Origin of the sequence: Pantoea sp. 9140, assembly GCF_000745295.1 — a bacterium.
Classification (GTDB): domain Bacteria; phylum Pseudomonadota; class Gammaproteobacteria; order Enterobacterales; family Enterobacteriaceae; genus Pantoea; species Pantoea vagans.
Genome location: NZ_JQNO01000001.1, coordinates 3,758,922 through 3,777,808, shown reverse-complemented (window position 1 = coordinate 3,777,808; position 18,887 = coordinate 3,758,922). Strand labels below are relative to the sequence as shown.

Below are 18,887 nucleotides of genomic sequence, written 5' to 3'. Positions count from 1 at the left end.
CTAATTACGGTTACGGTGGACTTTGATCACATCCGGCATCACGCGAATTTTACGCATGATATTCGCCAGATGGACACGGTCGCGTGCGGTCAGGCGGATAAAGGCGCTGTAGACGCGGCCATCACGCTCTTCAGTATTCAGGCTCTGAATATTGGAACCGGCCGTGTTGATTGCTGCCGTCAGGTTCGCCAGTGCGCCCTGATGGTTAAACATGTCGACTTTGATTTCCGCCACGAACTCCTGCTCGGTGACTTTATCCCACTCGACCGGCATGAATTTTTCCGGCTCTTTCTGGTAGCCGCGGATATTGCGACAGGATTCATGATGCACCACCAGTCCTTTGCCAGGGCTGACATGAGCAACAATCGGGTCACCGGGAATCGGTCGGCAGCATTTAGCGAACGTAATCAACACGCCATCAGCGCCTTTGATCGGCAGCTTACCGCGCTTGCTGTTACTGCTGATGGTCTTGCTGTCCGCCTGCAGCAGGTTCTTCGCCACGACCACGCTCATCGCATTGCCCAGACCAATTTCCGCCAGCAGATCGTCAAGCGAGGTCAGCTTCATACGGTCCAGCTCCTGACGGATATTCTCAGCCGGGATCTCTGCCAGTTTACGGCTGCCGCCCAGCGCATGGCTGAGCAGACGGCGACCCAGATTAACCGAGTCTTCACGCTTGAGGTTTTTCAGCAACTGGCGAATTTTGGCGCGGGCTTTGGAGCTGACGACAAAGTTGAGCCAGGCGGCGTTGGGACGGGCGCCTGGCGCGGTGATGATCTCAATCGTCTGTCCGCTGGTCAGGGATTGCGACAGCGGATAAGGCTGACGATCAACGCGTGCGCCGACGCAGGCATGGCCGATGTCGGTGTGAACCGCATAGGCGAAGTCCACCGGCGTCGCGCCGGTTGGCAGCTCAACAATGCGGCCTTCAGGCGTAAAGACGTAGATCTCATCCGGGAAGAGATCGGACTTCACGCTTTCGATAAATTCAAACGAACTGCCCGCACTTTGCTGCAGCTCCAGCAGGCTTTGCAGCCAGCGCTGAGCGCGAATCTGTGCGGTAGTGCCACTTTCGCCCGCCTGTTTATACGCCCAGTGCGCAGCGACCCCCATTTCCGCCATCTGATCCATATCCTCGGTGCGAATCTGCACTTCAACCGGCACGCCGTGCGGACCGATCATGGAGGTATGGAGCGATTGATAGCCGTTAGCTTTGGGGATGGCGATGTAATCTTTCACGCGGCCCGGACGCGGCTTATACAAGCTGTGCATCTGGCCCAGAACGCGATAGCAGGTATCCAGATCTTTCACGATGACGCGAAAGGCATAGATATCCATGATCGAGTGAAAACGCTGCTCTTTAAGCGTCATTTTGCGGTAGATCGAGTAAAGATGCTTTTCACGACCGCTGACGCGGCAGGGAATGCCCGCTTCCTGCAGACGGCCATCGATCTCAGAAAGAATCTTCTGGATCATCTCTTTACGATTGCCGCGCGCGGCTTTCACCACCTCTTTAATCACCCGATAGCGGTTCGGGTAGAGAGCCTCAAAACCGAGCTCTTCCAGCTCCGTTTTAAGATGGTGAATACCCAGGCGATGCGCCAGCGGACTGTAAATCTCTAACGTTTCCAGCGCGATGCGGCGACGTTTGTCCGGGCGTAATGACCCCAGTGTGCGCATATTGTGGGTGCGGTCAGCCAGCTTGATGAGAATGACGCGGATATCCTGCACCATCGCCATAATCATCTTGCGGAAGTTCTCTGCCTGCGCTTCTTTCTTGTCGCGGAATTTCAGCTTATCCAGCTTGGAAACGCCTTCGACCAGCTCCGCCACGCTTTTACCGAACAGCTGTTCCATGTCCTGGTAAGTGGCAGGCGTATCTTCGATCACGTCATGCAGCAGCGCGGCCATGAGGGTTTCATGGTCGAGCTTCATTTCCGCCAGAATACAGGCCACGGCAACCGGATGGGTGATATAAGGCTCACCGCTGGAGCGTGTCTGTCCCTCGTGGGCATCACGTGCGACAAGGTAGGCTTGCTGGAGGCGCTTGATCTGCTCCTCTGGCAAGTATTTTTCAATCAGTTGATTGAGACTTTCAAACAGATACAAGGGTGACCTGCAGGTGGCTGTTAACGACGACCTTCAGCGATAGCGGTAACGGCCTGTAACTCAGCGGCTTCCTGCTCTTGCTGTTCCTGACGGTCACGCACATCTAAAATCTGATTGGTGACCAGACCTTCTTCGATTTCGCGCAGAGCGATAACGGTAGGCTTGTCGTTCTCTTCCGGAACCAGCGGATCTTTGCCGCCAACCTGCATCTGACGTGCACGACGTGCAGCGACCAACACCAGGTCAAAACGATTACCAACTTTTTCTACTGCGTCCTGAACGGTTACGCGTGCCATAGGTGTGCTACTCCACAGATGAAGAAATGACTGCGCATCATACTGAAACTGTATTCAGACTGCCAACAGTTTGCTGATTAAAGCATCGTGACGCGCCTTCTGGCGCGCCATACGCAGACGTTCGGCGCGAATAATGGTTTTCAGATCGGACAGCGCCAGATCGAAATCATCATTCACAATTAAATAGTCATACTCGGCGTAGTGGCTCATTTCCGCTACTGCCTGCGCCATACGACGCGTGATGACCTCTTCGCTGTCCTGGCCACGACCGCGCAGACGGCGATCGAGCTCTTCTTTCGACGGCGGTAAAACGAAGATGCTGCGTGCGCCTGGCATTCTGGCGCGGATTTGCTGCGCACCTTGCCAGTCGATGTCGAGAAACACATCAACGCCGGTTGCCAGCACCTGCTCAATAGCATGGCGCGACGTACCGTAATAGTTGTCGAAAACTTTAGCGTGTTCGAGGAAAGCATCTTCCGCGATCATCCGCTCAAATTCATGTTTCTCAACGAAAAAATAATGTTCGCCATGGGCTTCACCCGGACGCATGCCGCGCGTCGTGTGCGAAACAGAGACCTGCGTATCATACAACGGCTGGGTCTTTAACAGTGCCTGAATCAGGCTGGATTTCCCTGCGCCGCTGGGTGCAGAAACAATATAAAGCGTGCCTTGAGCCATGATTTTCTTGAATTGATTAAAAGCGGAGTCGATTTCCTGCACAGTATACACAGCTTCCTGCTGCCACGCAGCGTTTGCGCAGCGGCAACAGCCAACTTTTGCGTCTCTTCGCGCAAATGTCTGTCAGACCGTTGCAACTAATCCTTTATTGCCACGATACCCCTTCCTGAACCGGACATCGTTTCTGGCTGACGCCAAAGCATTGATATTGAATACCGAAAAACGTCAGGGGAAAGAGTATGAAAGAATTCGGCTGGCCGCTGTTTGCGGCTGTTTTGTGGATCGTTACATGGCCTGTGCATAGCGCCGTTTGTCCGGTCTGGACACCGAACCGGGCGACGGAAGAGATCCGCCGCCTGCAACAGCAACTGCAACACTGGGATGACGCTTACTATCGTCAGGGCCAGAGTCCGGTGGCGGATGCGGATTATGATGCTCTTCAGCAGCGACTGATTCAGTGGCAGCACTGCTTTAGCCTTTATCAGCCGGCTTACGCCCCACAACTGCCGGGTAATGGCACGTCATTGCACCCGGTCGCCCATACTGGCGTAAAAAAGATGCGGGACAAGCTGGCACTGGCTTACTGGATGCAGGGGCGACGCGATCTCTGGGTGCAGCCAAAAGTCGATGGTATCGCCGTTTCACTGGTGTATCGCCAGGGCAGACTGGTGTCGTTGTTAAGTCGTGGCGATGGATTGCGCGGTGAAGAGTGGCTGGCTAAAGCCGCCTGGATCCCGGCGATTCCGCTGAATATCGAGACCCGACTCGACGAGGTTGTGCTGCAGGGTGAGCTATTTCTGCCGATGACCGATCATCAACAGGCCATTGATGGCGGTAAAAATGCTCGCGCACAGGTGGCCGGGGCCATGATGAGTAAACAGCGTGTTCCCCTGCTGAATTCGCTCGATGTTTTCATCTGGGCCTGGCCAGATGGCCCGGCAACAATGACGGAACGCCTTGAGCAACTCAGTCGCTGGGGACTGGGCGTTGCGGCAAAATGGAGCCACAGCGTTAAAGATGAAGAGGAGGTCGCTGCCTGGCGGGATCGCTGGTTCCATGCTGCGCTGCCCTTTGTCACTGACGGTGTGGTGGTTCATCAGAGTCTTCGTCCTGCGGGCAAAAACTGGCTGCCGGGAGAGGGAACCTGGGCTGTTGCCTGGAAGTATCAGCCTCCGGAAGTCAGCGCTGAAGTGCTCTCCGTTGATTTTCCGGTTGGCCGAACCGGGAAAATAGCTGCCGTCCTTAATCTGCAGCCGGTGCAGCTGGATGACAAGACCGTCAGGCGGGTTAATGTCGGATCCCTGCGTCGCTGGCAGGAAAGCGATATTGTGGCGGGTGATGTGATTACGCTGAGTCTGGCGGGTCAGGGGATTCCCCGGCTGGAGCGGGTGATCTGGCGCGTGGCAGAGCGCGACTATCCTCAGCCTCCCGACGCGTCGCATTATACGCCGCTAAGCTGTTACACCTTCAGTGCGGAGTGCCAGAAGCAGTTACTGGCAAAATTACGCTGGCTCAGTCAGAAAACGGTGCTGAATATTCCGGGCGTTGAGCGCAGCACCTGGCTGCGCTTACTGGAAACCGGCAGTATGACGCATCTGTTCGGCTGGCTGACGTTAACACCGGAACAGGTCGCTGCCGCAACGGGCTTCTCTCCGGAACGGGCAGATCAGCTCTGGCACCGTTTTAATCTCACCCGTCAGCAGCCGTTTCGTCGCTGGGTGGATGCCTTAGGTATTTCACTGCCGCGGAAAGCCCTGAAGTCGCTACCCGATCAGCAGTGGGAGAGCTTAATGCAGCGGGATGTGGCGGACTGGCAGGCGCTACCGGGCGTTGGTGCTGCGCTGGCAAAGCGTCTGGTTGCGCAGTTCCATGATGCCCGTGTGCAGGCGCTGATCGCGTTCCTGCAGCAGCAGGGCATACCTTCTTCCTCAATGCTCGGGATGGGGATAGTTGAAAATCGGCAAACCGAGCCGGAAGCGCAGCGCCAGTAAACGGGCAAAGAAGCCGAACAGCAGGGTAATGATAATCACCGCTTCATGTGCCAGCGTAGTTTTCAGCAGCAGGATATAGATCCAGCCCGAGGCGAAGGCGATACCGGCGTAGAGCTCCTTCTGAAACACCAGCGGAATGCGATTACAGAACATGTCACGCAGTACGCCACCGAAGACGCCGGTAATGACCGCGCTTATTGCGGCAATAATCATGGCATGTCCGGAATCGAGCGCAACCTGCGCGCCGATAATGGAAAAAACCACCAGTCCCAGCGCATCAAGCACCAGGAACACTTTGCGCAGATGTGTCATCAGTGGCGCCAGGAAAGTGGTGATGACCGCTGCTGCTGCCACAATCATGATGTATTCGGGATTTTTAACCCAGCCCAGCGGGTAGTGACCCAGCAGGATGTCGCGCACCGAACCACCGCCGATGGCAGTCACTGACGCGATAATAATGACACCGAACAGATCCATTTTGCGGCGGCCTGCCGCCAGCGCACCGGTCATGGCTTCAGCAGTAATACCAATGATGTAGAGAACGGTCAGTAACATAGCAGACTCCGGTAAAACGGCGGCAAGGCGACGCCTTTGCCTGAAAGACGGCGACAGAGATTTTCAGGCGATCGGCGTCCGTGATAAGCGCAGTGTATACCAGCCAGCCCTGGCGTCCGTATAGAAAGACTTTTCTGCGCAGAGCCTGCGGTGAGTGCCTGTTTAAATCTGAGAAGAAACAGTCTGCAGAAGGTTTGTGCGTTGCGGCCCGCTGTTTTCCGGTTCCGGACGGGCGGATATTAACCGACCGTGAACGCCAGACAACGGCTGGAGGTAAGTCAGTTTATAAGTGAGGTAAAAAGGCTGGATGCGGCAGATAAAGAAGGGAATCGATCAGAGAAATAAAGAAACAGGCTTAATAAAAAGAAAAGGCGTGCTGGTTAACAGCACGCCAACGCATCGTTTCGGATGCTCAGAGCCCACCATACAGACTTATTTTATTATTTGTTTTTTGCACGAATTTTAGAAAAGGCTTTCAGGGTAAAATGGTATTCCGGCTGGAACCATGAACGACCATAGTAGCAGTAAATCAGCATGCGAATAGATGCCATCGCCAGATAACCCCAGATCGCACACAATACTGAAGGTGTCAGCCAGACGGTAAATAAAGTGACGGCAAGACCGGCTAATACTGATGAGGTTTCAGCAAAAGCGATACGGGTATATTGTTTTTCGCGCTGTAATATCGCACGGTAATGCTGACCCTGCGGGATGATAATAAACACCACTGAGACCATCTGCAGCATTAACGCCAGTTCAGGTTGACCAAACAGACTGTTCAGCAGGTGACTGCCCGTAAATAACAGACCAAACACCGCGACACCCATCAACATATTACCCCAGTAGATCGTGGAGAGGTCGTTGATAGAGAGCATACAGCGGCGGATCAGCTTATTTGAGAAGCCGCGATCGGCCAGCGTATCGATAGCCAGTAAAGCTATCACGGCGATCGCCAGCAGGTTCAGTTCATTCGCCTGCAGAATCTGCGCCAGCAACGAAAGCTGCAGTACGCCGATGCCAATAATTTTGATTGAAGAGAGCAGAGACCACTTTGCGCTATTAAGACTGCTTTCACGTATTGCCATAATATACTCGTTAGAGTTCATTGACTCTGTGAGAATTAAATCGTTGTGTAACAGCAATGAGAGGTTGCTGTGACACCGTTGGTTAGTGCAATTTTTCCGGCCGGAGTCCTGAAATACCTTTCCAGGTTTGCCATGTTATTATGGATTCAATCAAATAGTGCCCGGATAAAAAATAGATATCCCTGGTAAGTTCTCTGTTTCGTGTCATGGCGGAATCCCCTGCAGCGAATAAGAATTCCGCCAGATCACGAATAAATCCTGTTGTAGTTTTATATTCTCCTGCCAGCATCCTTGCGGCAATCTCAACGAATTCTTTTTCTGATAACAAAGGATACGCAGAGCGGTCCATGACTTTTTTCCTGCTTTATCATTATGGGTATTGCTGTGTGTGGAATGATTTATACATTGTTTTATTTAATTTAACACCATAAGAAAAGTCTGATTACGCTACCGCAGAAATAAATGGTTTCACTTCATGCATGATAAATATTAAATCTCCAGTACGAGAGTAATAAACGATTGTTGATGATTAATGTATGTGTTTTAGCGAAATTGTTTACACAGCAGATGAAGATGCCTGAAATCAGCGGGGACAGCCTGCCTGTCAGGCACTTTTGCCAGGAATTTTCCTGGCAACAATGCTTAAGCAGGGTTGGTGATAAACGTGTAGAAGGGGCATGCAATCAGATAAACGCTTTATGCTTTATCATCGGAAGTTTTTCTGTTTTTTTTCATAAACAGCCAGTGATAAGTACAGAGAAAAAATCGAGCTAAGTCATTGATTTACTTTGTCAGAAGCTGGTTAAGCTTCTCAAGATCGTTGCTAACCCATTCAATATCCTGCTTAAATCTCTCATCTGAAGTAAATGGCTGGCGGTAAACCGTCACCATCACCTCGGCACCCTGCTCGTTGGCTATCACGCGCATCGGTACATAGATTTCCTTTCCTGATCCACTGTCAATCCAGTGATCCATTACGCCAAACGGATTATGTGGCGAGAACCGGAGCTTTACGTTTCCCTGAGGGCCTTTAGTACGCCAGCGATTGCCATCAGGTTCTAATGCACTATTCGTCAGCCCGGACGCCCACTTTGGAAAAAATTCCGGCTTCCAGATGGTTTCATAAAGATCTAACCAGTGACGCGGAATCGTCAGGCTCAGCGTGCGCGAGGAGAGCATATAACCTCCGGAGGATAAGCTAAAAAAGCATTAAAGCATGGGGTCAGGCTCGTTAATACGTTGTAACAGCAGAAGTGTGGTGTTGAGAGGGTTTCGTACAAACGGCAGACAACGGATGAGGCTGTCTGCCGCTGACTCAGATGAAATTGCCGCGTGCAGAAACTACGTGCTCTTCGCTATGCCCACTGGCGCGACGCAGAACAAAGCCATCCGACTGAGCCATCACTGCGCAGCTGTGATTCGGGAAGATACGAAGCAGCGTGCCGACTTCAGGACGGCGATCCTGATAAAGCAGAAAACCATGCTCCTCAGATAACTTTGTCACCTCATACGTGTGGCCCGTTTCGTCGGCTGCAACACCAAAGCCGCTCGCATTGGTGCCGTGTGGCCCTTTATCCGAACTCAGCATTTTCGATCCGGCATCCACAATTGCGAAATGATCGTTTACCGCTACCACACGGGTAATGACGCTCATTGCCAGCTGGTCGACGTGACTTAGCCCGAGGCGACAGGCGGTAAGGTCCAGCAGTGCATAGTTGCCAGGCCGGATTTCACTGATGCAGGGCGCAACCTCGGCTGCCAGTGCCGTAGGCGTTGAACCCACAGAGAGCGGGCAGTCGGTAAATCCCGCAGCCTGCAGTTTTGCCTGAAGTTGCTGCATCAATACCGTTTCCTGCCTGGCAACATCAACAATAGCCGCGGCATTACCGGCACCATAAGCGTGACCGGCATGCGACACTAATCCGGCAAAGCGTAAGCCTCCGTCCCGCAGCGCCTGAGCAATCAGCACGGCTTCATCACTATCAGGATTAACACCAATCCGGTGTAATCCAACATCCACCTTAATCGCCACCGCCAGCGCGCAGTCTGGCTGTTGCTGCCACGCATCCGCAATCGCTGCCACACCCTGCAGCCTGTCCGCGATCAGGGTAAGTTTTGCCTGATGAAGCACGGCGAGACGCAGCAACTCAGCCAAGCTTTGCGGCTGCACAACCGGGTACGCTAACAGCAGATCGCGAACGCCCCCCTGAATAAAGCTGATACCTTCGCTGGGTTTAGAGACCGTGACACCCTGAGCACCATATTCAAGCTGACGCTGAGCAATCCAGACGCTTTTATGTGTTTTGATATGCGGACGCAGCGCGACGCCTGCCGCACTGGCTTTGCGCTGCATATGCTGCAGATTCTGCTCCAGCCGCTCTGCATCCACTTCAATATAGGGCGTAAGGCGGTCATCAATCAGCGGCCTCTGCCACTGCTGTGTATCGTTGATATCCATAAGATTATCCGGCTTTAACGAGGTAAGAGAATTCATCATTCCTTAATTAACTTTCTGATACCAGCCTGGTGGCCGTGGAAAGGCGCTGAACAGCAAAAATTAAAGCGTGTGTTAACCCGGGATAGAGGATGCAGCACATGGATGAACCTGAGGGAAAGGATACTAAGCAGGCGGGATTAGCAGAATAAAAAAAGCAGGCGCGGTGCCTGCTTTATCTGTTTACTCAGACGTAGAGTGATTGTTCACCCGGCGGACGGGTTTTGAATCGGCGATGCAGCCAGAGGTATTGTTCCGGTGCACGTAGAATCTGATTCTCGATCACTTTATTCATATACGCTGCAGCAGCAGCCTCGTCCGTATGAGGATAATTTTCCAGCATCGGCTCAATGATCAGATGATAGCCCTCATTATCTGCATTACGAATCAGCATAATCGGCACCATCGCTGGCTTCGCCAGACGCGACAGCACAAAAGTGCCGTTGGTGGTGGCCGCTTTTTCTACCGCAAACAGTGGCGCAAAGGTGCTGCCTTTCGGGCCATAATCCTGGTCCGGCGCAAACCAGACCGATTCACCCTGTTTCAGAGCATTAACCATGCCACGCAGATCGCGGCGGTCGATCATCGCTTTGTTCGAGCGCATCCGGCCTTTGGTCTGCACATATTCCATTGCCTGATTGTTGTGCGGGCGATACATCGCCATCATCGGCTGACAGAGACCGCTGATGCGGCCGCCCAGCTCCAGTGACATGAAATGCACGCCAATCAGCATCACACCGCGCTTTTCACTCTGCGCAGCGTGGAGATTATCCATACCTGACACTTTAAACAGACGTTTTACCGCACGGTCAGACCAGAACCAGGCAATACCGGTTTCAGCCAGCGCCATACCTAACGACGCAAAATTACCGGCAATCATATGTTCTGTTTTTTCTTCACTGATGCCAGGAAAGCAGAGCTCAATGTTACGACGGGTGATGCGCTCACGGCGTTGCAGGAAATGACGGGAAATTTTGCCGGCACCGGCACCGAGACGCATAAGAACAGGGTAGGGAAGCTGCACCAGAAGCCAGAGTACACCAAGACCAAACCAGGTAAACCAATAACGCGGATGCAGCAGCGAACTGCTAAATTTTCCGGTGTTTTTCATTAACAACCTTCATGAGATAGATGGATGTATCGCATAAAGAGCACTTCCATAAGTCTCCAGGCGGTACAGCTGTACTGATTTCGACCAACACTTTATCAAAAAGTGCCTTCAAAGAAAGGGAAACTGCGGAATCTACAGGATTGACCTGTTTCATGGAGCCAGCGTTTCAGGTGCGAAAAAAGGGTTCACAACAGAAAAAAGATTTTAAATTCAAAAAATTAAAAAAGACTGACCTGAAATGCGAAGTGTGACTGACATGCGTTCCGGAAGAGTCCGGAAATGTTTATTTATCAATCTTTACGTAGTGTTGAAGCCAGCCACGGTAATAAAAGGTCGGAGGTGTTGATGAATCTCAAACTATAGTGCCTGAAAAATGAACAAAGCGCCATCAATGGCGCTGCATTAATGACCTGCCGGAAATGTATTACTCGATATTCTGAATCTGCTCGCGCATCTGTTCAATCAGCACTTTCAGTTCGATCGCTGATGCGGTGATATCGGCATTGATCGACTTTGATGCCAGTGTGTTCGACTCACGGTTGAACTCCTGCATCATGAAATCGAGCCGACGGCCAACCGCTTCTTTCTTTTTCAGGATGTTGTAGGTCTCTTTAACGTGCGCATCCAGACGATCCAGCTCTTCGGAGACGTCGACACGCTGCGCCATCATCACCAGTTCCTGCTCAAGGCGATTGTTCTCCAGCTGAACTTCAGCATCTTCCAGTTTGGCGACCAGACGTTCACGCTGCCATTTGATGACTTCAGGCATCTGCGCACGCACTTTACTGACTTCCTGCGAGACCCCTTCCAGACGCTGCTCAATCATCGCTTTCAGCGCGGTGCCTTCGCTTTCACGTGCCGCAATGAAATCATCCAGCGCACTATCCAGCGCCTTCAACAACTGTGTGTTAATGGCATCCAGATCCTGCTCCTGTGCAGACATCACACCGGGCCAGCGCAGGATATCCAGCGGATTAATCGCGCCTTCATCGCTCTGCATTTTCACCCAGTTGGCCGCCTGCACCAGCTGTTTCGCCAGCGTTTCGTTGAGCATCAGCTCGCCCTGCGCGCTGGGGTCGGCATCAAAACGCAGGTTGCACTCAATTTTACCGCGCGTCAGACGCTGGCGAATGCGTTCGCGGATAACCGGCTCCAGCCCGCGAAACTGTTCCGGCAGACGGATATAGGTTTCCAGATAACGCTGGTTAACAGAACGCAGCTCCCAGGCGGCGCTGCCCCATTCGCCTTTGGCTTCGCTGCGGGCATAAGCGGTCATACTGCGGATCATAAGCGGTACTCATTTGCGGAAAGATGGGTGAAGTATAGCGAGGCGAGCCACGGCATAACAGGCATAAGCGTCTCACCGGAAAATAACGAACCATTTCCGCTTTCCGCAAGAGCCACTTATGATGACCACTAACCCCTTGTGAGGATGATCGATCTATGTCACGCGTTATTGCTCTTCCTGTTGTGATGGCTCTGCTGCTGGCAGGTTGCCAGACGCGCCACGCGCCGCCCACGAAACCGCAACCCATCTGTGCGGGTGGCGACATGATGATGCAAACCACACTGTGGTTTGGACTGAGCAAACCAGATGGCGGCAGGGTGAGTTCACTCGACTGGATGAACTTTGTGGACAATGAGGTCACGCCACGCTTCAAAGCGGGACTGTCGGTTTATGACGCTAAAGGGCAATGGCTGGGCGAGAACGGCAAACTGGCACGTGAGAACAGTAAAGCGCTGATGCTGATCCACGGTATCGATCCTGCCACCAATCAGGACATTGAGGCGTTACGTACCCTCTATAAAAAACGCTTTGGTCAGGAATCGGTGATGCGGGTGGATGCACCCGTCTGTGTCGGATTCTAGGATGAACGCGGGCGGCAGCGAGGCCGCCCGCGGAGTACTCAGATAAACAGACCGGCAAAAGCCGCAGAGAGCAGGCTCACCAGTGTGGAGCCATAGACCAGCTTCCAGCCAAACCGGGAAACCACATTTCCCTGTTTCTCGTTCAGACCTTTAATTGCGCCCGCCACAATGCCGATAGAGGCAAAGTTAGCAAAGGAAACCAGGAACACCGACAGAATACCCAGCCCACGCGCACTCATGCCCGCCGCGACTTTCTGTAGCTCAATCATCGCCACAAACTCATTCGCGACCAGCTTGGTTGCCATGATGCTGGCCGCCTGCAGGGCATCCGCTTTGGGAATGCCGATCAGCCATGCCAGAGGATAGAACAGATAGCCAAGCAGCTGCTGGAAGCTGTAACCGAACACCGCCGCAAACAGCGCGTTGATGGCAGCAATCAGGGCAATAAAGCCAATCAGCATGGCCAGAATGATCATCGCCACTTTGAAACCAGCCAGGATGTACTCACCCAGCATCTCAAAGAAACTCTGCTCTTCATGCAGTTTTTCCAGCGCGATAGGCTGCTCATTCTGGCTCTCCATCGGGTTGATGATCGACAGAATGATGAAGGTACTGAACATGTTAAGCAGCAGTGCGGCAACCACATACTTCGGTTCAATCATCGACATATAAGCACCGACAATCGACAGCGAAACGGTAGACATCGCGGTCGCTGCCATGGTGTAGAGCCGGCGCGGCGGGATATCACCCAGAATCCCTTTATAGGCGATGAAGTTTTCCGACTGACCGAGAATCAGCGTGCTGACGGCGTTAAATGACTCCAGCTTGCCCATGCCGTTAATCTTCGACAGCAGCGTCCCGAAAATCCGGATCAGCAGCGGCAGGATGCGCCAGTGCTGCAATATGCCGATGAGTGCTGAAATAAAGACAATCGGGCAGAGCACGCCAAGGAAGATAAATGCCAGCCCCTGTTTGCTCATTCCGCCAAACACGAATTCTGTACCCTGTGCGGCAAAGCCAAGCAGCGTCTCAAAGAATCCCGCGAACGAGCCAACCAGCGCCAGCCCTCCGGCAGAGTGAAGGAAGAACCAGCCCAGCGCGGCTTCCACCACAATCAGTTGAACAATAAAGCGCAGGCGAATCTGTTTACGGTCATGACTGACCAGCAGCGCAAGGGCGAAAATCACCACCAGCGCCAGCAGGAAATGAAGAATGGCGGCCATATGTCTTTTTTATCAGAGAGAAAGGAAAGCGCATTTAGCCACAGCTGGCCGGGAATTTCATCTGGCGCCTGCGTCAGACCGGCGCAAGAGACAGCGGGCAAGGAAGTCCGTATAATGCGCAGCCAATCATTAGCAAGCCGGAGAATACCCATGCGTCCAGCAGGCCGTAGCGCACAACAGGTGCGTCCAGTCACATTGACCCGCAATTACACCAAACACGCAGAGGGTTCCGTTCTGGTGGAATTCGGCGAAACGAAAGTGCTTTGCACTGCCTCCGTAGACGAAGGGGTTCCGCGTTTCCTTAAAGGCCAGGGCCAGGGCTGGGTCACGGCTGAATATGGCATGCTGCCGCGTTCTACCCACAGTCGTATGGCGCGTGAAGCCGCAAAAGGCAAGCAGGGTGGCCGTACGCTGGAGATTCAGCGTCTGATCGCCCGTTCACTGCGCGCCGCGGTTGATCTTAAAGCGCTGGGTGAATTTACCATCACGCTCGACTGTGACGTCATTCAGGCCGATGGCGGCACCCGCACCGCGTCAATTACCGGCGCCTGCGTGGCGCTGGCCGATGCGCTGAACAAGCTGGTGGCCAGCGGCAAGCTGAAAGCCAATCCAATGAAGGGCATGGTCGCGGCGATTTCAGTAGGTATCGTTAAAGGCGAAGCGCTGTGCGATCTGGAGTACGTTGAGGACTCCGCGGCAGAAACCGACATGAACGTCGTGATGATGGAAGATGGTCGCATGATCGAGGTGCAGGGCACCGCTGAGGGCGAACCGTTCAGCCATGAAGAGCTGCTGACGCTACTGGCGCTGGCACGTGGCGGCATTGAGGAATTGATTCAGGCGCAGAAAGCAGCGCTGGAAAATTGATGTAACAGGCGACCTCAGAGTCGCCTTTTCTTTATTTGAGGAGTGAGAAATGAAAGCCTGGCAGCGTCAGTTTATTGAATTCGCCCTGAACAAGCAGGTGCTGAAGTTCGGTGAGTTCACTTTAAAGTCAGGGCGTAAAAGCCCCTATTTCTTTAATGCTGGTCTGTTTAACAGCGGACGGGATTTAGCGCTGCTGGGACGCTTCTACGCGCAGGCGCTGGTGGATGGCGCTGTCGATTTCGATCTGCTGTTCGGCCCGGCCTATAAAGGCATTCCGATTGCGACCACCACTGCGGTGGCGCTGGCGGACCATCATGACCGCGATGTGCCCTACTGCTTCAACCGCAAAGAAGCCAAAGATCACGGTGAAGGCGGCCTGCTGGTGGGCAGCCCGCTGCAGGGCAAAGTGATGCTGGTGGACGATGTGATCACGGCAGGTACAGCGATTCGTGAGTCGATGGATATTATCGGTGCGCATAACGCTACCCTGGCAGGCGTGCTGGTGTCGCTTGATCGTCAGGAGCGTGGACGTGGAGAGATGTCGGCGATTCAGGAAGTGGAACGTGATTACGGCTGCAAAGTGACCGCCATTATCACACTGGCCGACCTGATTAGCTGGCTGGAAGAGAAACCGGAGATGGCCGATCATCTGGCTCAGGTTCGTGCCTATCAGAAAGCGTACGGGATTTAACAGAGGCGGGCGCGATGCCCGCCTTCTTTGACTCTTTACACCAGCTGAGCGGCCATCAGCGGCCAGCGAGCCTCAAAGTCTGCGGTGGGACTGAAACGAAACTCAGAACGGACATAGCGCGACAGTAAACCTTCACAGAAAGCCAGCAGCTGGCTTGCCAGTAACGCCTCATCAGCCTGAAAAGCTTCGCCCTCACGCATTTTCCGTTCACGCATCACCTGTCGCAGTTGCACTTCAATCCGCTCAAACAGCTGATTAATACGTCCCTGCAGCCGGTCCTGCTCGAACATCAGCGCATGGCCGGTCAGGATGCGCGTCAGTCCCGGATTACGCTCACCAAATCCCAGAATCAGTTGCACGATCAGACGCAGGCGCGTCATGGTCTCTTTTTCATCTTTGAGGATCAGATTGATGCGGGTAATCAGACTGTCTTCGATAAACTCAATCAGGCTATCGAACATGCGTGTCTTACTGGGGAAGTGACGATACAGCGCCGCTTCGGAAACGCCTACCGTGGCTGCCAGCTTGGCGGTGGTAATGCGCTGACTGCCATCACCTGACTCCAGCATCTGTGCCAGCGCCTGCAAAATCTCTTCGCGACGGTTCCGCTTCGCGACTTTTTTTTCTGCCATGACCTTAAAAACCCCTGAAATTCACCTAAAAACAGGCAACACCTACGCATCTGCCACAGGAACGCGTCCCATGGCGATGAGGAAAAATAACGGGCGTAAGTGAAAGTCGGTAATGCGGGTTACTGGCGACCTGAGTGGCCGAAGCCGCCTTCGCCGCGCAGGCTAGCGTCGAAATCGTCGACCAGGTTAAATTCCGCCTGTACCACCGGTACAAAGACCAGTTGTGCCATGCGATCGCCGGGTTGCAGAGAGAAACTTTCCTGGCCGCGATTCCAGACCGACACCATCAGCTGTCCCTGATAGTCGGAGTCAATCAACCCGACCAGGTTGCCCAGCACGATGCCGTGTTTATGGCCAAGACCGGAGCGCGGCAGGATCACAGCGGCCAGATCGGGGTCGGCGATATGAATCGCCAGACCGGTCGGGACCAGCGTGGTTGTGCCTGGTGCGATGTCGAGCACCTCATCAATACAGGCGCGTAAATCTAACCCAGCGGAACCTGACGTGGCGTAGGTCGGCAGTGGAAACTCTTTGCCGACACGCGCATCCAGAATTTTAACGTCTATTTTTTTCATCATAACGGCTGACAATCTCGTCTATTAATTGTTGGCCAAGGAGAGACTTATCGCTGAGCGGTAAGCGTTTTTCTCCATCCTGCCAAAAAAGGTGAAGAGCATTGGTGTCGCTATTAAATCCCTGTCCGGCTTTAGCGACATCGTTAGCGCAGATCAGGTCCAGATTCTTGCGCACCCGTTTTTGCCGGGCGTATTCTTCCACATTCTGTGTTTCAGCAGCAAATCCAACCACAAATGGCCGGTTTTCCTGAAGTGCGGCAACCCCGGCAACAATATCGGGATTCTTTACCAGGTTCAGCGTGACGTTATCATCGCCGCCCTGTTTCTTGATTTTATCGGCCGCAATATCGGCTGCCCGGTAGTCTGCCACGGCTGCGCTTGCAATGAAAATATGTTGTTTATCTATCTCGCTCATGACGGCGGCCTGCATCTCCAGCGCGCTGGTAACATCAATGCGCCGCACACCCGCTGGTGCAGCCAGGCTGACCGGACCACTGACCAGCATTACCTGTGCGCCGCGCCTGGCAGCAGCAGCGGCAATCGCAAAGCCCATTTTGCCGGAGCTGTGATTCGAGATGTAGCGCACCGGGTCCAGGGCCTCACGGGTTGGACCGGCGGTTATCATAATGTTGAGATGTTGCAGATCGTTGACGGGCGCCGCCCACTGCACCGCATGGTCAACAATCACCAGCGGGTCAAGCATCCGGCCCGGCCCGACATCACCGCAGGCCTGGCTGCCGCTGTCCGGCCCCCAGATCAGCACGCCACGCTCATGCAGCGTCTGCAGGTTGTACTGGGTCACCGCCGCACGATACATCTGCTGATTCATTGCGGGCACTACCGCTACGGGTGAGGCCGTCGCTAAGACGGCGGTGGTCACCAGATCGTTTGCCATACCGGCAGTGATACGGGCAATCAGGTCGGCAGTGGCGGGTGCCAGCACAATCAGGTCGGCCCATTTTGCCAGTTCAATATGACCCATCGCCGCTTCCGCTGCCGGATCAAGCAGATCGTCAAACACCGGATAGCCTGAAACGGCCTGCAGGCTGAGCGGAGTAATAAAGGCCTTTGCCCCCTCCGTCATCATTACGCGGACATCAGCGCCGCGGTCGCGCAGGCGACGCACCAGCTCAGGTGCTTTATAAGCGGCGATACCACCGCTCACGCCAAGAAGAATTTTTTTGCCGGCTAATCCCATCATGATGTTGGCCTCACTAAGCTCTCTGCCGCCCGCGGCGGCGAATGCACGGACTTTATCACAAAAGCGTGGACGCGCCTTTTCACCAACTGCGTTTGCGAGCCGCCTCGAAGATTGATGCGCCACTGATAGCGGTACGCTTCAGGATGGGCCACTCTAGGCGCATCTCAGGGAGAGCAAAGATGAAAATCAAGGGACCACGGGAAAAACTGCAAAAACTGGGCGCGCATTCGCTCAGCGATACCGAACTGCTGGCCATCTTTCTCCGCACCGGCTCACCGGGGCAGAACGTCCTTGAGCTGGCCGGGCAGATGCTGGAGGGATTTGGCTCGCTTTATCAGCTCATGACGTCAGACAAAGCGGCAATTTGCAAAATTAAAGGTGTCGGTGATGCCAAGCTGGCGCAACTGCACGCGATTGCCGAACTGGCGAAGCGCTTTTTCGCCAGTAAGCTGGCGCGCGAAAGCGTGATGGAAAATCCACAGATTACACGCCAGTATCTGCAAAGTCTGTTAGCCCACCAGGAACGGGAGATCTTTATGGCCCTGTTTCTGGATAATCAGCATCGGGTGCTGCGGGCACAGAATATGTTCTCTGGCTCCATTAATAGTGTGGAAGTTCACCCCCGCGAGATCGTCCGGGAAGCGCTGAAGCTCAACGCAGCCGCCTTGATACTGGCGCACAATCATCCGTCGGGGATGGCGGAACCGAGCCGTGCTGACCGTGAAGTGACCCATAAAGTCAGCGAAGCCTGTCAGCTATTCGACATCCGTCTGCTCGATCATCTGGTGATTGGCCATGGCGAATATGCCTCCTTTGCTGAGCGGGGATGGCTCTGATTCAGGGAAAATTCGCGCCAGGTGGCGGCTTTTTGCCCGATCATTCGGGATCTTTATCTGTTCGGGACTTGAGCACTTGGGCTGAGCGGCGTATACTACGCCACCTTTGAGAATCTCGGGTTTGGCGGTTAGGCCAGCTTAGCGGGTTCCATGGAACTCGCCTGGCGGGCTGCAAGCCTGACGAGGCGGCCAAAACCTAATTTTTAAAGCTCGAGCTGATTTGATTTTTGGAGATATAGACATGTCACGAGTCTGCCAGGTAACTGGAAAGCGTCCGGTAACGGGTAACAACCGTTCCCACGCAATGAACGCGACGAAACGCCGTTTCCTTCCGAACCTGCACTCACACCGTTTTTGGGTTGAGAGCGAGAAGCGCTTCGTTACTCTGCGTGTATCTGTTAAAGGTATGCGCATTATTGATAAAAAGGGCATTGATACGGTTTTATCCGACATGCGTGCCCGTGGTGAGAAGTACTAAGGTACTAAGGAACTGAATCATGGCTAAAGGTATTCGTGAGAAGATCAAGCTGGTTTCCTCTGCTGGTACAGGTCACTTCTATACCACCACGAAGAACAAACGTACTAAACCAGAGAAGCTGGAACTGAAAAAGTTCGATCCGGTTGTACGTCAGCATGTGATCTACAAAGAAGCTAAAATTAAGTAATTTTAGTGT

At 53.6% G+C, this 18,887-nt stretch carries 22 protein-coding genes; 8 read left to right on the top strand and 14 right to left on the bottom strand.

All coding sequences use genetic code 11. From position 1 onward, the window contains the following. The 3 genes from spoT to gmk are packed head-to-tail and all read right to left on the bottom strand — an operon-like array spanning position 1 to position 3,083. Positions 1-2,109 carry a bifunctional GTP diphosphokinase/guanosine-3',5'-bis pyrophosphate 3'-pyrophosphohydrolase gene (gene spoT, locus FA92_RS17570; RefSeq protein WP_013359523.1) on the bottom strand — a complete coding sequence of 703 codons (2,109 nt, stop codon included), beginning with the start codon at positions 2,107-2,109 and terminating at the stop codon, positions 1-3. Between the two features lie 20 nt (positions 2,110-2,129). Beyond that, positions 2,130-2,405, bottom strand: coding sequence for a DNA-directed RNA polymerase subunit omega (rpoZ, locus tag FA92_RS17565; RefSeq protein WP_003851346.1), 276 nt, complete (start codon positions 2,403-2,405; stop codon positions 2,130-2,132). A gap of 54 nt (positions 2,406-2,459) precedes the next feature. Then, the gene (gene gmk / locus FA92_RS17560; RefSeq protein WP_033734537.1) at positions 2,460-3,083 is read right to left on the bottom strand and encodes a guanylate kinase; all 624 of its coding nucleotides are present in this window, start codon (positions 3,081-3,083) and stop codon (positions 2,460-2,462) included. Between the two features lie 239 nt (positions 3,084-3,322). On the opposite strand from gmk, the gene ligB reads away from it, so the two are divergent. Further along, positions 3,323-5,074 carry an NAD-dependent DNA ligase LigB gene (gene ligB, locus FA92_RS17555; RefSeq protein ID WP_033784319.1) on the top strand — a complete coding sequence of 584 codons (1,752 nt, stop codon included), beginning with the start codon at positions 3,323-3,325 and terminating at the stop codon, positions 5,072-5,074. On the opposite strand, the gene FA92_RS17550 is transcribed toward ligB, so the two are convergent. The 6 genes from FA92_RS17550 to lpxP all read right to left on the bottom strand — a co-directional run bounded on the left by FA92_RS17550 (position 5,012) and on the right by lpxP (position 10,319). Further along, positions 5,012-5,629: a trimeric intracellular cation channel family protein gene (locus FA92_RS17550; protein WP_013359520.1), complete on the bottom strand. Its 618-nt coding sequence runs from the start codon at positions 5,627-5,629 to the stop codon at positions 5,012-5,014. The genes ligB and FA92_RS17550 overlap by 63 nt on opposite strands. A 440-nt stretch (positions 5,630-6,069) precedes the next feature. Continuing rightward, positions 6,070-6,714: an oligosaccharide flippase family protein gene (locus tag FA92_RS17545; protein WP_033784690.1), complete on the bottom strand. Its 645-nt coding sequence runs from the start codon at positions 6,712-6,714 to the stop codon at positions 6,070-6,072. An 82-nt stretch (positions 6,715-6,796) separates the two neighbouring features. Further along, entirely contained in the window at positions 6,797-7,063 is a 267-nt protein-coding gene (locus FA92_RS17540) for a hypothetical protein (RefSeq protein ID WP_033784317.1), read from the bottom strand. Positions 7,064-7,497: 434 nt separating this feature from the next. Further along, positions 7,498-7,893, bottom strand: a complete 396-nt coding sequence (locus tag FA92_RS17535) for a hypothetical protein (protein WP_033784316.1) — start codon at positions 7,891-7,893, stop codon at positions 7,498-7,500. Between the two features lie 136 nt (positions 7,894-8,029). After that, the gene (locus FA92_RS17530; protein WP_033784315.1) at positions 8,030-9,172 is read right to left on the bottom strand and encodes an alanine racemase; all 1,143 of its coding nucleotides are present in this window, start codon (positions 9,170-9,172) and stop codon (positions 8,030-8,032) included. Between the two features lie 223 nt (positions 9,173-9,395). After that, positions 9,396-10,319 carry a kdo(2)-lipid IV(A) palmitoleoyltransferase gene (gene lpxP / locus FA92_RS17525; protein WP_013359516.1) on the bottom strand — a complete coding sequence of 308 codons (924 nt, stop codon included), beginning with the start codon at positions 10,317-10,319 and terminating at the stop codon, positions 9,396-9,398. Between the two features lie 20 nt (positions 10,320-10,339). Between lpxP and FA92_RS23365 the strand changes: the two genes are divergently transcribed. After that, a complete protein-coding gene (locus FA92_RS23365; protein ID WP_146210991.1) occupies positions 10,340-10,570 on the top strand; it encodes a hypothetical protein in 231 nt (76 codons plus the stop codon). Positions 10,571-10,743: 173 nt separating this feature from the next. On the opposite strand, the gene FA92_RS17520 is transcribed toward FA92_RS23365, so the two are convergent. Beyond that, positions 10,744-11,607: a YicC/YloC family endoribonuclease gene (locus FA92_RS17520; protein WP_033784313.1), complete on the bottom strand. Its 864-nt coding sequence runs from the start codon at positions 11,605-11,607 to the stop codon at positions 10,744-10,746. A gap of 155 nt (positions 11,608-11,762) precedes the next feature. Here FA92_RS17520 and FA92_RS17515 point away from each other — a divergent pair, with 155 nt between their 5' ends. Further along, positions 11,763-12,188 (top strand): DUF3574 domain-containing protein, encoded by a 426-nt coding sequence (locus tag FA92_RS17515; RefSeq protein WP_013359514.1) that lies wholly within the window; start codon positions 11,763-11,765, stop codon positions 12,186-12,188. 38 nt (positions 12,189-12,226) lie between these two features. Here the strand turns inward: FA92_RS17515 and FA92_RS17510 are convergent, their stop codons facing one another. Next, positions 12,227-13,411 (bottom strand): nucleoside transporter C-terminal domain-containing protein, encoded by a 1,185-nt coding sequence (locus tag FA92_RS17510; protein ID WP_013359513.1) that lies wholly within the window; start codon positions 13,409-13,411, stop codon positions 12,227-12,229. Between the two features lie 150 nt (positions 13,412-13,561). Between FA92_RS17510 and rph the strand changes: the two genes are divergently transcribed. After that, positions 13,562-14,278 (top strand): ribonuclease PH, encoded by a 717-nt coding sequence (gene rph, locus FA92_RS17505; protein ID WP_003851334.1) that lies wholly within the window; start codon positions 13,562-13,564, stop codon positions 14,276-14,278. A gap of 49 nt (positions 14,279-14,327) precedes the next feature. Beyond that, positions 14,328-14,969 carry an orotate phosphoribosyltransferase gene (gene pyrE / locus FA92_RS17500; protein WP_003851333.1) on the top strand — a complete coding sequence of 214 codons (642 nt, stop codon included), beginning with the start codon at positions 14,328-14,330 and terminating at the stop codon, positions 14,967-14,969. 35 nt (positions 14,970-15,004) lie between these two features. Here the strand turns inward: pyrE and slmA are convergent, their stop codons facing one another. The 3 genes from slmA to coaBC all read right to left on the bottom strand — a co-directional run bounded on the left by slmA (position 15,005) and on the right by coaBC (position 17,377). Continuing rightward, a complete protein-coding gene (gene slmA, locus FA92_RS17495) occupies positions 15,005-15,601 on the bottom strand; it encodes a nucleoid occlusion factor SlmA (RefSeq protein WP_033734520.1) in 597 nt (198 codons plus the stop codon). A gap of 119 nt (positions 15,602-15,720) precedes the next feature. Then, on the bottom strand, positions 15,721-16,179 hold the full coding sequence (gene dut, locus FA92_RS17490; protein ID WP_013359511.1) for a dUTP diphosphatase: 459 nt from the start codon (positions 16,177-16,179) through the stop codon (positions 15,721-15,723). Further along, complete coding sequence (coaBC, locus tag FA92_RS17485) at positions 16,157-17,377, bottom strand: bifunctional phosphopantothenoylcysteine decarboxylase/phosphopantothenate--cysteine ligase CoaBC (protein WP_033784312.1); 1,221 nt, start codon at positions 17,375-17,377, stop codon at positions 16,157-16,159. Before coaBC ends, dut begins: the two co-directional genes overlap by 23 nt. Positions 17,378-17,556: 179 nt before the next feature. Here coaBC and radC point away from each other — a divergent pair, with 179 nt between their 5' ends. The 3 genes from radC to rpmG all read left to right on the top strand — a co-directional run bounded on the left by radC (position 17,557) and on the right by rpmG (position 18,878). Beyond that, a complete protein-coding gene (gene radC, locus FA92_RS17480) occupies positions 17,557-18,213 on the top strand; it encodes a DNA repair protein RadC (RefSeq protein WP_033784311.1) in 657 nt (218 codons plus the stop codon). Positions 18,214-18,454: 241 nt separating this feature from the next. After that, entirely contained in the window at positions 18,455-18,691 is a 237-nt protein-coding gene (gene rpmB, locus FA92_RS17475) for a 50S ribosomal protein L28 (RefSeq protein ID WP_013359508.1), read from the top strand. 19 nt (positions 18,692-18,710) lie between these two features. Continuing rightward, on the top strand, positions 18,711-18,878 hold the full coding sequence (gene rpmG, locus FA92_RS17470) for a 50S ribosomal protein L33 (RefSeq protein ID WP_001051798.1): 168 nt from the start codon (positions 18,711-18,713) through the stop codon (positions 18,876-18,878). The last annotated feature ends 9 nt before the right edge of the window (positions 18,879-18,887 follow it).

Bases quoted from the DNA above. Each gene is read 5' to 3' on its own strand.
- rpoZ (WP_003851346.1), bottom strand. From the start codon at position 2,405: ATGGCACGCGTAACCGTTCAGGACGCAGTAGAAAAAGTTGGTAATCGT.
- pyrE (WP_003851333.1), top strand. From the start codon at position 14,328: ATGAAAGCCTGGCAGCGTCAGTTTATTGAATTCGCCCTGAACAAGCAG.
- FA92_RS17520 (WP_033784313.1), bottom strand. From the start codon at position 11,607: ATGATCCGCAGTATGACCGCTTATGCCCGCAGCGAAGCCAAAGGCGAA.
- ligB (WP_033784319.1), top strand. From the start codon at position 3,323: ATGAAAGAATTCGGCTGGCCGCTGTTTGCGGCTGTTTTGTGGATCGTT.
- FA92_RS17515 (WP_013359514.1), top strand. From the start codon at position 11,763: ATGTCACGCGTTATTGCTCTTCCTGTTGTGATGGCTCTGCTGCTGGCA.
- rpmG (WP_001051798.1), top strand. From the start codon at position 18,711: ATGGCTAAAGGTATTCGTGAGAAGATCAAGCTGGTTTCCTCTGCTGGT.
- FA92_RS17550 (WP_013359520.1), bottom strand. From the start codon at position 5,629: ATGTTACTGACCGTTCTCTACATCATTGGTATTACTGCTGAAGCCATG.
- FA92_RS17545 (WP_033784690.1), bottom strand. From the start codon at position 6,714: ATGGCAATACGTGAAAGCAGTCTTAATAGCGCAAAGTGGTCTCTGCTC.
- radC (WP_033784311.1), top strand. From the start codon at position 17,557: ATGAAAATCAAGGGACCACGGGAAAAACTGCAAAAACTGGGCGCGCAT.
- lpxP (WP_013359516.1), bottom strand. From the start codon at position 10,319: ATGAAAAACACCGGAAAATTTAGCAGTTCGCTGCTGCATCCGCGTTAT.
- FA92_RS17530 (WP_033784315.1), bottom strand. From the start codon at position 9,172: ATGGATATCAACGATACACAGCAGTGGCAGAGGCCGCTGATTGATGAC.
- gmk (WP_033734537.1), bottom strand. From the start codon at position 3,083: ATGGCTCAAGGCACGCTTTATATTGTTTCTGCACCCAGCGGCGCAGGG.
- FA92_RS17540 (WP_033784317.1), bottom strand. From the start codon at position 7,063: ATGGACCGCTCTGCGTATCCTTTGTTATCAGAAAAAGAATTCGTTGAG.
- coaBC (WP_033784312.1), bottom strand. From the start codon at position 17,377: ATGATGGGATTAGCCGGCAAAAAAATTCTTCTTGGCGTGAGCGGTGGT.
- FA92_RS17535 (WP_033784316.1), bottom strand. From the start codon at position 7,893: ATGCTCTCCTCGCGCACGCTGAGCCTGACGATTCCGCGTCACTGGTTA.
- FA92_RS17510 (WP_013359513.1), bottom strand. From the start codon at position 13,411: ATGGCCGCCATTCTTCATTTCCTGCTGGCGCTGGTGGTGATTTTCGCC.
- rph (WP_003851334.1), top strand. From the start codon at position 13,562: ATGCGTCCAGCAGGCCGTAGCGCACAACAGGTGCGTCCAGTCACATTG.
- FA92_RS23365 (WP_146210991.1), top strand. From the start codon at position 10,340: ATGGATGTATCGCATAAAGAGCACTTCCATAAGTCTCCAGGCGGTACA.
- dut (WP_013359511.1), bottom strand. From the start codon at position 16,179: ATGATGAAAAAAATAGACGTTAAAATTCTGGATGCGCGTGTCGGCAAA.
- slmA (WP_033734520.1), bottom strand. From the start codon at position 15,601: ATGGCAGAAAAAAAAGTCGCGAAGCGGAACCGTCGCGAAGAGATTTTG.
- rpmB (WP_013359508.1), top strand. From the start codon at position 18,455: ATGTCACGAGTCTGCCAGGTAACTGGAAAGCGTCCGGTAACGGGTAAC.